This is a genomic window from Enterococcus mundtii (assembly GCF_003957375.1).
Classification (GTDB): Bacteria; Bacillota; Bacilli; order Lactobacillales; family Enterococcaceae; genus Enterococcus_B; species Enterococcus_B spodopteracolus.
Genome location: NZ_CP025473.1, coordinates 2,257,093 through 2,270,174, shown reverse-complemented (window position 1 = coordinate 2,270,174; position 13,082 = coordinate 2,257,093). Strand labels below are relative to the sequence as shown.

General features: G+C 39.1%; 11 protein-coding genes and 1 pseudogene. All 12 read left to right on the top strand.

Annotation, left to right across the window (positions count from 1 at the left end):
- Positions 1-30: 30 nt before the first annotated feature.
- Positions 31-709, top strand: a pseudogene (locus CYK55_RS11080) (IS607 family transposase).
- On the top strand, positions 651-1,844 hold the full coding sequence (locus tag CYK55_RS11075) for an RNA-guided endonuclease InsQ/TnpB family protein (RefSeq protein WP_034686921.1): 1,194 nt from the start codon (positions 651-653) through the stop codon (positions 1,842-1,844). The pseudogene CYK55_RS11080 and the gene CYK55_RS11075 overlap by 59 nt, the downstream one beginning before the upstream one ends.
- Before the next feature lie 184 nt (positions 1,845-2,028).
- Positions 2,029-2,232, top strand: a complete 204-nt coding sequence (locus CYK55_RS11070; protein ID WP_034686920.1) for a hypothetical protein — start codon at positions 2,029-2,031, stop codon at positions 2,230-2,232.
- A 13-nt stretch (positions 2,233-2,245) separates the two neighbouring features.
- The gene (locus CYK55_RS11065; protein WP_034686919.1) at positions 2,246-3,079 is read left to right on the top strand and encodes a hypothetical protein; all 834 of its coding nucleotides are present in this window, start codon (positions 2,246-2,248) and stop codon (positions 3,077-3,079) included.
- A 21-nt stretch (positions 3,080-3,100) separates the two neighbouring features.
- Positions 3,101-3,484 (top strand): PrgI family protein, encoded by a 384-nt coding sequence (locus tag CYK55_RS11060; protein ID WP_126134329.1) that lies wholly within the window; start codon positions 3,101-3,103, stop codon positions 3,482-3,484.
- Entirely contained in the window at positions 3,468-5,870 is a 2,403-nt protein-coding gene (locus CYK55_RS11055; protein WP_369075740.1) for a VirB4-like conjugal transfer ATPase, CD1110 family, read from the top strand. Before CYK55_RS11060 ends, CYK55_RS11055 begins: the two co-directional genes overlap by 17 nt.
- Complete coding sequence (locus CYK55_RS11050) at positions 5,867-7,792, top strand: peptidoglycan amidohydrolase family protein (RefSeq protein WP_126134327.1); 1,926 nt, start codon at positions 5,867-5,869, stop codon at positions 7,790-7,792. The genes CYK55_RS11055 and CYK55_RS11050 overlap by 4 nt, the downstream gene beginning before the upstream one ends.
- On the top strand, positions 7,789-8,316 hold the full coding sequence (locus CYK55_RS11045) for a hypothetical protein (RefSeq protein ID WP_034686913.1): 528 nt from the start codon (positions 7,789-7,791) through the stop codon (positions 8,314-8,316). The genes CYK55_RS11050 and CYK55_RS11045 overlap by 4 nt, the downstream gene beginning before the upstream one ends.
- Positions 8,317-8,376: 60 nt before the next feature.
- Entirely contained in the window at positions 8,377-9,390 is a 1,014-nt protein-coding gene (locus CYK55_RS11040) for a hypothetical protein (protein ID WP_034686911.1), read from the top strand.
- 256 nt (positions 9,391-9,646) lie between these two features.
- The gene (locus CYK55_RS11035) at positions 9,647-11,419 is read left to right on the top strand and encodes a PTS mannitol transporter subunit IICBA (RefSeq protein WP_126134326.1); all 1,773 of its coding nucleotides are present in this window, start codon (positions 9,647-9,649) and stop codon (positions 11,417-11,419) included.
- Between the two features lie 12 nt (positions 11,420-11,431).
- Positions 11,432-11,869, top strand: coding sequence for a PTS sugar transporter subunit IIA (locus CYK55_RS11030; protein ID WP_019723779.1), 438 nt, complete (start codon positions 11,432-11,434; stop codon positions 11,867-11,869).
- 13 nt (positions 11,870-11,882) lie between these two features.
- Positions 11,883-13,034, top strand: a complete 1,152-nt coding sequence (locus CYK55_RS11025; RefSeq protein ID WP_034686908.1) for a mannitol-1-phosphate 5-dehydrogenase — start codon at positions 11,883-11,885, stop codon at positions 13,032-13,034.
- The last annotated feature ends 48 nt before the right edge of the window (positions 13,035-13,082 follow it).

Below are 13,082 nucleotides of genomic sequence, written 5' to 3'. Positions count from 1 at the left end.
TTTTACACAAATATACGCAAAAGTAGTTTTATGCGCTGTGGTTTTTATGAGGGGAGAAATAACGATGGAGCACCAAAGCTTATGGCAGAAAGATTAGGGGTTTCTGTGCAAACGCTACAATGTTGGGCTAACGATGATATGTTAAAAGCACATCGGACACCAAAAAATCGAAGATAGTATACAGAAGACCAGTATTTAACTTACATCAAAGGCGATAAAACAAGTGGCAAAAAGAACATTGCTTACGCTCAAGTGTCTAGTGTCGGACAAAAAGATGACTTGAACAATCAAGTGTAGTTTTTGAGAAATTATGTAAATGGGAAAGGCATAAATTTAGATGATGTATTTGAGCATATTGGCAGTGAGTGGTCTTAATTACAAGCGCAAAAAATGGAGTATGTTGTTAGACGAAGTAATGGTGGGAAACATAGACACCATTTATATCACATCCAAAGATAGATTTGTACGGGGTAGGTATGATTGGTTTGTAAAAACATGGGCAAAGTTTCGTATGACGATTATTGTATGGTATAACCCAGATTATAGCCACAACAGGAATTAGTTGAAGATTTAATTTCAATCATTCACGTTTTTAGTTTCCGTATTTATGGAACTACGTAAGTATAAAGATGAGATTGAAGGTGATAAAGATGTTAGTGGCGTACAAAACAGAAATTCTTCCAACAGAAGAACAAAAAGAAATCATTAATCGAACCATTGGTGTTGCTTGTTTTGTAAAGAACTTTTATATTTACCACAACCAAGAAGTCTATAAATCAGGTGGGAAATTTATCTCAGGTATGGATTTTTCAAAGTGGTTGAATAACGACTACATTCCGAACCATCCAGACAAGCTGTGGATCAAAGCTGTTTATGCGAAGTCAACGAAACACGCGATTATGGAGACAGAAAAAGCCTTTAGAAAGTTTTTTCAAGGAAAAGCTAATTTTCCTAAATTTAAAAAGAAGAAGCACCAAGATGTATCGATGTATTTCGTAAAGAACGATAAAAAGACAATCATCCGTTGTGAGCGTCATCGGATAAAAGTTCCCTCTTTGAATTGGGTAAAACTGAAAGAAAAAGTCTATATTCCTAAACACGATGACAAACATAGCATAAAGAGTGGCACCATCAGCCAACAAGCAAACCGCTACTACCTGTCGGTCATCGTGGAACAGGACTGTACCGCTCAAGTACTGAACGATACTCCTACCGAAGGCGTGGGTATCGACTTAGGATTAAAAGATTTTGCGATTCTTTCCACGGGGAAAACCTATAAAAATATCAATAAATCAGGAAAAATTCGTAAAATCGAAAAACAATTAAAACGACAACAATGCAAGCTGTCGAGGAAATACGAAAGCGAAAAAAAGGGTGTCAACGAAAATCAAGGGGAGAGAGGAGAAGCTACTCGCAAAAATATTGGAAAACAAGTCTTGAAAGTACAAAAACTTCATAAACGGTTGACAGATATCCGGAGGGACAGAGCGAATAAAATTGTGTCAGAGTTAGTAAAAACCAAACCAGCTTATATCACAATCGAAGATTTGAATGTCAAGGGGATGATGAAAAACCGGCATCTTTCAAAAGCTGTGAGAGAGCAATCTTTCTATGCTTTTCGTAAAAAATTAGCAGATAAATGTAAAGTCTATCATATTGAGTTAAGACTAGTCGATCGATTCTATCCTAGCTCGAAACGATGTCATGAATGTGGGCATAAGAAAGTAGCTTTAAAGCTATCTGAGCGTACCTATCGCTGTGAGAACTGTGGATATGTAGCAGATAGAGAGTATAATGCGAGCATGAATTTGAAAGATGTGAAGGAATACAAAGTGATTGCATAAGGTCGGAACTTTGCATATGTACCGATGGCTTAGTCGGGAATTAACGACTGTGGAGAATGAGACAAACCGTAGTAGTGTGTAAGTGACGAGGCGGCATTCGATGAAACAGTAATTTCTAACTACGTGAGTAGTAAAGAAATCTCGATATAGATATATTTGTCTATATTTTGAGTAGCAGAAGCAAATGGATTATTTCAATCAAGCAATGTCTTTATTTTCCAATGGGATCATCACCGCAGGAAGCTTACTGACCGTTTGGGGCATTATCCAATTAGGCGTTGCAATCAAAGAGCATAATGGGCCAGGGATGCAACATGCCATTTTTCAAATCGTTGGGGGTGCAGTGATTTTAGCTGCTGGTGCGTGGATCACGAATATTTCAATGTGAGGAGCGAAAAAGAATGGACGGTGCGATCGAATTTTTACTACAAACGATTGCAGAACAATTAAGTTTATCGACGAATCATAAAAATAGTCTTTTACAAAACCTCGAACATTATCTGCCGGAAATCTATCGTTACAGTGTGACGATCATGGAAAGTGTCGTCAAACCTATTGCTTATTCACTATTAGGTTTTCTATTGTTGATCGAATTTCAACAACTCGCACATCGACTATACGGCAAGCAGTCAGAGTTTGGTGGACTGGATCTTTTCTTGCCATTGTTTATCAAAATCGGATTGACCGTACTGCTTTTACGCCACTTGATGGTTTTCCTCAATGCCATTATGGATGTAGGTATTTTTGTTAGTCAAGGAATCAATCAATTGGAGATTCGAGGTGTGACGGATCAGACAATGGATATCTTCAACGTGACGGAGCAGATCGATCAGCTAGGTTTTTTTGAAAAAATGGTGTTGTTGATGATTTTACTCGTTCCCTTGATTCTATCGATCATTGTTAGCGTCCTTGCTCAAGTGCTGATCTTTTTACGCTTTTTGGAAATGTATCTTTATTTGAGTATCTCACCTTTACCGATTGTCGCTTTAGTGAACACAGAAATTGGGCATGTCGGAAAGAATTTTTTAAAACTATTTGGTGCGGCATCTTTACAAGGTGTATTGCTCTTTATCGTGTTGAATATCTATCCACTACTAGTGAGTACTATTTTTTCATTTGATGAGACTCAGGGGATGATTGCAGTGATCAGCGCGATCGTCGGTAATTGCTTGGCGCTATCCATGTGTTTGTTTTACACCATGAAATGGTCGAAAGCAATCATCGTTGCTTCTTGAGTGGGAAAAGGAGTGTGAAAAATGGCGATTGAAGTCGTGATCAGAAAAGAAATCAAAGAGTATCAAGAGAAGATCTTTTTTGGCTTCTCTTTAAGACAGGTTATCGTTATCACATTGGCTTTAATCGTGATTTTACCGATCGGTCTACTTAATCATTTTATTTGGGGATATTCAATTGATGATCTAGGAATTGTATTGATGTTTTTTACTAGTCCAATTTTATCGGTGGGGTGGATCAAAAAAAATCAGTTACCTTTAGAAAAATATCTCCTTATCCGTTGGCGTCATCTTATCGCAACAAAGCACTATCCATATCAGAATGCTCGTTTGGAGGAAGATCATGAGGGGATTTCAACGAGGAAAATCAGTAAAACAGAGAAATATCGAAGTGAACAAGGGAATTAAAAAGTCTTCCTTAACCAAACTATTACACAAGCAAAAGAAAAAAAGAGGGGAAAAAGAACGAAAATCAGCACCAGCCAAACAGGCACAAAGGAAGATTCGTTATGAAAAAATGTATGAAAGTGGAATTTGTGAACTTGCTTCGGGATATTATTCAAAAAGTATCCAGTTTTCAGATGTCAATTACCAAATTGCACCTGTGGAAGACCAACAAGCTATTTTTCAAGGATATTGTACCTTACTAGATAGTTGTGATGAGCGAACGCATCTAACGATTACCTTGAAAAAAAAGCGAATGGAACAAAAAGAACTTGAAAAGCAATTGTTCTATAAAGAAATAGGGGAGAGACAGGACATTTACCGTCAAGAATTGAATGAAATGCTTCGGCGAACCATGACAGAAGGAGGAACGAATTTTAGCAAACAAAATCTATTGACCTTCAGCACATATGCCACTGATTATGACCAAGCCAAGCATTCCTTAATGCGTATCGAACAACAACTTAGTCATAGTCTTTCGGAAATCGAATCAAGTAGTCAAACACTTTCTGGCAAAGAACGGTTGCAACTGCTCCATGAGTTGATCAAACCTAATGAATGGTTCCAGTTCAATTATACAGATTTAGTTTATAGCCGTTTGTCGACAAAAGCAGTTGTTACTCCTGCAAGTTTCAGCTTTAAAGCAAAAGACTATATCGAAATTGGCTCAGAGTATGCCCAAGTCCTATATCTGAAAGATTACCCCACCAAACTTTCAGATAAATTGATCTTAGAATTAATGGATATTGGCGAAGAGTTGTGTTTATCGATCCACATTGAACCAGTGGATTCTGAAAAAGCAAATCAGTTGGTTCAAATTAAAAAAGCTTATATGGAAGGGGACAAAACGACTGCTGAAAGAAAAGCAACACAAAAAGGCTATGATCCTTATTCAAGTATTCCGTATGAATTGACCAATAGTATCAAGGAAGCCGAAGCTTTATTAGACGATCTAGTCAAAACCGGTCAAAAATTATATTTTGTTACCTTCCTCGTTTATTTCCGATCTCAGACCAAAGAAAAACTTGCTGATATTGCGGAACAAGTCCAACATGTTGGACGTAAAAATCGTTGTCATTTCAATGCATTAGACTATCTACAAGATGAAGGATTCAATTCGGTCTTACCTTTAGGCAAAAATTGGATCGAACAACAACGGACGTTGACGACAGAAAGTACAGCGATTTTTATTCCATTTTCAGCGCAAGATCTTAATCATATAGATGGCAAATATTATGGAAAAAATGAAATGACCAAAAATAGTGTAAGGATCGATCGTAAGCAACTAAACACGCCGAGTGGCATGATTTTAGGTAGCTCTGGTTCAGGCAAAGGTGTAGCCAAAAAATATGAAGAAATCACGACGTTACTTAAAAATCCCGAAGATGAAGTCATTTCGATTGATCCGGAAGACGAGGATACGTTCATTGGCAATGATTTTGAAGCTCAAATCATCAATATCGCTCCTAATACAAATACCTTCATTAACTTACTAGATATTTCAGAAGACTTAAAAGGAGAGGCAGATCCAGTAAAATTGAAATCTGACTTTTTGTTGACTGCTTGTGAAGCCTTGATCGGTGGTCCAACTGGTTTAAATTCAGCACAACGATCGATCATCGATCGTGTCACGCGATTGACGTATTTCAATTTTCAAAAAAATTCAGAAAAATCAGCGCCAACATTGGCGGAAGATTGGTTTCCGCTTTTAAAAGAGCAACCGGAAAAAGAGGCGCAGACATTGGCGTTAGACTTAGAGTTATACATCGATGGCTCACTTTCGATGTTTTCTAAACCAACTAATGTTTCTTTAAATAAGCGTTTTGTGATATACAATACGAAACAACTAGGGAACCAATTGAAAACTTTTGGGATGATGGTTGTTTTGGAACAAGTGTGGAATCGGGTCGTTCGCAATCGAGACAGAGGCATCACTACTTGGATCTATATTGATGAAATGCAACTCCTGTTAAATGATCCTTACTGTGAAAATTATTTTTTTGAACTATGGAGCCGAATCCGTAAATGGGGCGCGATTGCCACTGGTATTACCCAAAATGTCGAAACCTTATTATTATCAGATAAAGCACGCCGAATGTTAAGTAATACGGAATTTATCATTATGTTGAAACAAGCAAAAAGTGATTTAGATGAGCTGTCTTCTTTGTTCAATCTTTCGTATCAGCAACAAAGACAATTACTTAATCCAATCAAAGGAGCAGGATTGATACGGGCAGGCAACGCCATTGTCCCTTTTTCCAACACTGTTGATCCAACAACAAAACTTTATGAGTTGATCACCACTGATCCTGTCGAACGCCACAGATTACGACAGGATGTATCGCCATGAAAAAAAACGATGTAGGCATTGAAGAGACCGTGAAATCACAAAATAAACGAAGGAGTAACAGACATTTTCTGCGTAGAAAAACCAAAGATCCTCGCAGATTCATGCTTGAATATCAGATAAAAATAGTTGATTTTTCTTTACTTGGAAATAAAACTTCGATCAGTAGCAGAGTCAGCCTTTACCTACTTGTTGGTGTTAGCATTCTCATATTTTTTCTCTTTTTCAGTATGATCGGCTTCGTTTCGTCTGCCGCGATCAAAATCAATGAGCTTGAATTGACGAAGGCCTGGAAATATTTGACCGAGTTGGATGCGGAATTAACACTAGAATTAAACTCAACAAAGAGTTCGATTCTAGTAAATGAACGAGTAGTGGCTGCAAATGAAGTCATGATCAGGACTGACATTGAAGAGGTGCTGATTTATTTAGATATGGCTTATGGCGATGACCAATTAAGAAATCCAGATGTTCTCAAAGAAACGATCCAAAGATTGCATGAACAAATGTGGCAATTAGACAGTGACGGGAAACAAATCAAATTAACATCACAGCCATTGTCGCAAGTGATCACTTGGACGCCGGAGTGGAAAGAACGCAGACAGCTGTTAGCAGAAATTGGTCTTTATGCAAGTTTGACTGAATTAAGCAATCCATTGAAAGAAACAGACTCTTTACGCATAAAACAACGCTTTGGTTATTACGTAACAAATCAAGAAAAAAGCTTACTTGAAGGACTGCTCATCCAGACAGAACCGAAAGAAAGCATAGTCGCTGTGATCGCTGGAGAAATTACAAGAGACCGAGAGAACGTAACCATCACAATGGACGATCAAACCATTATTTATCATGATGTAGATTTAACAGCTACTGAAGGACAGATGGTATCGGTGGGTACAGAGATTGGGCGAGTAAAACAAGAGGAACTGCATCTGTCTTACCAGAAAAAAGGTGAAATCGTCAATCCAGCTTTTTATCTCCCCAATGTAGTCGACAACAATGAGACACAGCTTGATCCCATTGAAACGGACGTTACATTCAATGAACAGAAATTTCGAGAAGTGATTTTACTGCATTGTCACGCATTTAGCGATCATGCAGAAACGATTATCCAAGAAGCTAAAAAGAATACTATCTCCCCCATTGTTCTAGCAGCCATCATGATCCACGAAACTGCTTGGGGGACGAGCAAAGGGATTCGAGAAAAGAACAATCCAGGTGGCTTGATGCGAGAAAATGAGTTGCTTTCCTACGCCACACTTGAAGAAGGGATTACTGCCACCGCTCGAACACTAAACCAATTGATCGTGAACCAAAGACTGCTGACAGTCGAGCAACTTGGAAGTGTGTATTGTCCTGTAGGTGCAAGTAATGATCCCCTGGGATTGAACAAATACTGGGTACTGGCGGTCAAAGAATTATTTGTACAACTAGGTGGCAGTAAAGAGATGAGCTTACTCTGGCAATCGAATCACACAGTGGGTCAAGAGGTGTTGGCACAAGCCAGAACATTGTATCGTCAAAACGTTCAGTACTCACAAGGCTTTGAACGAGGCACCTTTCCTTATCATGATTGCTCTTCTTTTGTTCTGTGGGCGATGAGAAGTGTTGGCTTGCCTGTGCCACTAGGTAGCACTGAGACATTGTATTCTTTGGAAGGGACTTTCCTGATGCCGATCAGTCGAGAAGATGTCAGAGCCGGTGACTTGTTTGTATGGGGGAAGAAAGGACACTCTTTAGGTAGTTATGGCCATACAGGGCTATTTTTAGATGATGGTGGAAAAACGATTCTTCATTGCACACCTGCTACTGCACGAGGGTATGGTCAAGAAGGCGATATCGTCATCACTCCATTTGAAGGCTATGCAGGTGATTGCCAGCTGGCGCCTGTCTATTTCTATCGATTGTTGGGAGAAAGCAAATGAATGCAAAATCCCGCATCCTTTGTCTTATTCTAGCTTTCTTTCTGTTTAGTAGCATGATTTTTAGTGTTGGCAGGTCTATCAGCTCTCGTTCACAAGAAAAAAGACAAGCCTCTGAAAAGAAAGCCAGCCAAATTTCGGAAGCACAGGTCAGAGCGTTTTTACAAGCTTATTATACGTTCGAAACAGTCGGCGACAATTATCCCGCATATGTTGATTCTCTTTCTAACAAGATGAAAGAAAAAGTAAAAACAGAACAAGGTAAAAAAACGTATAGTCCGCAGCGTTTTGGCTTTAGTCGTTGGCTCAAAAGCGAGCATTATTTTAAACAAACGAACAAGAGAATGATTGAAGTCCTCTGTTTGGTTGATTTTACGACGTCTTTATTGAATGAAGAAGGCGGAGTTGTAAAAAAGGATATTCGCCATCGTGAAGGTGTCAAACTGACTTATTTCTATGACACTAAAAATCATCGCTATGTCTTGGATGATCTCGAACAACTGTCTTCTTTTATGGACATACAATGATTGAGTAAGGAAGACCTTACAGATGGACGCAACAAAAATGAATGAGGGGAGTGACAACGTATGGCGAAAGAAACTGTAATCATTGATCAGATCCATCACTTACAAGTAAAAGAGACTCAGTTGGATTTGTTTCAGGCTTTGGAAGATTTAGAAACTGAAAATCGACGAGTCTTGTTGTCAAACACGCAAGGACAATGTCGCATACGTATTTATGATCGTAAGGGAGAAATGATGATAGAAAAAGTGCTTCAATTTCCTTTGACAGAGGAGATTGAAGAGATCTTAAGTCAACACTGGGAGCAAGAAATAGCCAATACAAAAAAGAAGAGTCAGTTCCCTCATTCAAGCAATACGCTGAAAAAAAATCAGTTGTTACAAATCGATTGGAAAAAAATCATCAAGCGATTACTTCTTAGTGGAGTAATCGTTTTTGCTGTGGTTCAAGGCAACATGTGGATCGAACAAAGAACGAATAACGAGCAAGCGATAACCAAAGAAAATCAGAAAAGTTCATGGCAGTCATTAGTAGACCTAGGTGCATATGAAGAAGCAGCTGAAAAATATCCCGCTCGGTATCACCAATTGATCGATCACTTAGTAGAAGAGCAGGAATTTTCTTGGGTAGAGAAGTTGAATGAGCAAAAGCCAACAGGAAATGCCACCTTTGATTTGTCTTTTTATCAAAACGATTGGGAAACAGTAATTGTGACCCATGTGGAACAATTGACGGAAAAGCGCCAAGTCAAGTTAGCGATTGCTTATTTGAAGCTAGAACAAGTACAAGAAGCCGTTGTCTTGAATCGCCACTTAAAACATCCGGAGGTCACGTTAGCACTGGATCAGTTTTATTTTGAAAAAAGCCTTGATTGGTTGAAAGTAAAAGAAATGGAAAAAGCGAAAGACGCATTTGAACAGATCCAAACGGAAGAATTAAAAGTGGTGATGGCGGCTTACATAGAGCAAGGAACGATTATTTTAGATTTCATTACATTCTATGAGGCATCATCCAACACGTCTGAAGATCTAGCGCTTTGGGAAGAGCGACTGGCTCGTTTAGGAAAAACAACGGAATAAAAAAATTACTTTGCAAAAAAGAGTCTAAAAGATCACGATGATGTGCTTTTTCGTAGGTATCTACAGATAAACTGCTCCCTTAAATGAAGAAAATAATTGTTTCAGCGTCTCTAATCGGTACCAGAAGTCTTTCATCAAATCACTCATTTGGATCACTCCATGTTTTGGCACAAATGATTGTGACAAAATCCGACTATTTATCTAAATGGTAAGCGGATACAATTTGATTAAAGAAAGAGATAAAGGAGCGATTGAAGTGGAAGAGACGATACCAAAAAATAAAATTTCATTCAAAGCAAAAGTACAAAAGTTAGGAAGTACCTTATCTAGTATGGTGATGCCGAATATCGGTGCGTTGATTGCTTGGGGTGTTTTGACTGCATTATTTATTCCAGATGGCTATTTACCAAACGAAGCGTTTGCTACGATGGTCGGCCCAATGTTGACGTATTTAATTCCTTTATTGATCGGCTACACCGGAGGGAAAGTTATCGGTGGTGATCGTGGTTCAGTCGTCGGCGCAATTGCGACGATGGGTGTGATCGTTGGGACAGATATTCCGATGATGCTAGGTGCCATGATCATGGGTCCATTAGGTGGCTTTGCCATCAAGAAATTCGACCAAGTGTTTCAAAAACATATCAAATCAGGGTTTGAGATGTTGGTCAACAATTTTTCTGCAGGATTGATCGGTTTTGCGTTAGCATTGATCGGCTTTTCTGCAATTGGTCCAGTGGTGGATACACTGACGCAAGCGATGGCAACAGGCGTCGAAGCAATTTTAAATGCGAATTTGATTCCATTGACGAGTATTTTTATCGAACCAGCGAAAATCTTGTTTTTGAATAATGCGATCAACCATGGCATTTTGACTCCTTTAGGAACAGAACAAGTGGCTACAGCCGGTCAATCGATCCTATTCTTGTTGGAAGCCAATCCTGGACCAGGTCTAGGTGTATTGTTAGCTTTCACATTATTTGGCAAAGGTGCAGCAAAATCATCTGCACCGGGTGCAATGATCATCCATTTCTTAGGTGGAATCCATGAAATCTATTTCCCATACGTAATGATGAAACCGTTATTATTCTTATCAGTGATTTTTGGTGGAATGACGGGTAGTTTCGTTTTCCAATTGATGGATGCAGGCTTACGTGCGCCAGCTTCACCGGGTTCGATCATTGCCATTTTAGCAATGGCACCATTGAGTGCTTACTTACCAGTTATTTTAGGGATCGTCGCTGCAACAGCCGTTTCTTTCGGGATCTCTGCGGTCATTCTAAAAGCTGATGCGAAAGAAATAAGTGAAGATTTTGAAAAATCAGTGGAAGCGACTCGTCAAGCGAAACAACAAGCGAAAGGGACTGGAACAACTAGTCAAGGACAACCAGCTTTATCAGCGATCAAAAAAATCATTTTTGCCTGTGATGCTGGGATGGGGTCAAGTGCGATGGGTGCCTCCTTGTTAAGAAAAAAAGTCCAAGAGCATCACTTACCTCAACTCGTGACGAATCAAGCCATTAGTCAATTATCTGATGAAGCAGACGTATTGATCGTGACTCAAGTTGAGTTGCAGGAACGAGCAAAACAAAAAGCACCACATGCTCATTTTGTTGCAGTAGAAAACTTTTTAAATTCACCAAAGTATGATGAAATCATCCAAGCATTAGGAAGTAAGGAAGAAACACCGTCAAGCCAACCAGTCTCTACTACTCCAACAGATGATTTGGAATTATCTGAATTAAAAGATATCAAAGAGATTTTACTTGTTCATGATGACCGTGCAGGATCAGCGACAATGGGATTGTCCTTATTGAAAGATATTTTGAAGAAAAACCAATTGGAGATCCCTCTGAAAAAAATCAATATTGATGAGTTGACGGAGCAACCGAATACATTGATCGTTTCAAGAGAATCCTTGTCTGAGGAAGCACGTTCAGTGGCACCACATTCACTTCATTTTTCAGTGGCGACGATGGTCAGTCCACAAAAATTTGAAACGATTGCTCACTATTTGAAAAAAGTAGCATAAGGAGGAAGTAAGATGTCTGAATTAGCATTTGATATGATCGAGTTGAATAAGGCTTTTGCAACAAAGGAAGAGGCCATCCGATACTGTGGAAGAAAATTAGTGGAAGCCGGTTGTGTCGAAGAACCCTACATTGACGCAATGGTAGAACGTGATGCGATGTTATCCGTTTATATGGGGAATTTTATCGCGATCCCTCATGGAACAGATGAAGCCAAAGCATTCGTAAAAAAATCAGGAATCTGTGTGATCCAAGTGCCAGATGGCGTCAATTTCGGTACTGAACAAGAAGAGAAGATTGCGACAGTCTTGTTTGGTATCGCTGGTGTAGGAGAAGAACATTTGCAATTAGTGCAACAAATCGCTCTTTATTGTAGCGACATGGACAATGTTGTCCAGTTAGCAGATGCACTGAGTAAAGAAGAAGTCACACACAATCTAGCAATTGCCTAAGGAGAGAAGACGAATGAGAGCAGTACACTTTGGTGCAGGAAATATCGGCAGAGGATTTATTGGAGAAGTTTTAGCTGAGAATGGGTTTGACATCACTTTTGTTGATGTCAACGAACAGATCATCGATTCATTAAATGAAAAAAGACGTTATACGATCGAACTAGCTGACGAATCGAAAAAACAACTTATCGTTGAACGCGTTCGCGGATTGAACAACCAAAAACAGCCTGAACAAGTGATCAAAGAAATAGCACAAGCAGATCTTGTAACCACAGCGATCGGTCCCAATATCTTACCATTCATTGCTGAACTGATTGCAAAAGGGATCGAGCAAAGAGAACAAGAGGGCAATCAGCAACCGCTAGACATCATCGCTTGTGAAAATATGATTGGTGGTTCTGAGCATCTAAAAATGGAAGTCTATAAATATCTGTCAGATACTCGCTTTGTAGATCAATCAATCGGATTTCCGAATGCAGCAGTGGATCGCATCGTGCCGATGCAACAACATGAAGATCCTTTGTTTGTGCAAGTGGAACCTTTTAAAGAATGGGTCATTGATGATACGCAACGAAAAAATAAAAAGATTTCGTTAAATGGCGTACTATACGTCAAAGATTTGGAACCATATATTGAACGAAAACTATTTAGTGTGAATACAGGACATGCGACTGTAGCTTACACCGGTGCATTATTAGGATATGCAACGATCGATGAGGCAATGCAAGATTCGTTAGTCGTTGCCCAACTAAAATCAGTACTACAAGAAACAGGAAGTTTACTGGAAGCAAAATGGGGCTTTGATAATAAACAACATGAAGCCTATATTGAGAAAATCATCCAACGTTTCCAAAATAAATATATCTCAGATGCCATTACTCGGGTCGCTCGAACGCCTTTACGTAAGTTAGGCTATCAAGAACGCTTTACTCGTCCGGTTCGGGAATTACAAGAATACAATTTGACTTGTCCACATTTGACAGCTACGATGGGGATCATTTTCAACTACTATGATCCTGAAGATGAGCAAAGTCGTGAACTGCAAGAGATGAAAGTGCGAGAAAATATGGAACAGTTGATCCAAGAAGTCACAGGTATCCATGATCCGACAACGATCAGTAACATCAAGCAAAATGTGATGCGTTATGCGAAACAAGTGGCTTGATTCTTGATACGATCAATGGAATAAACAAGTGGATTGTAAAAAAACCTC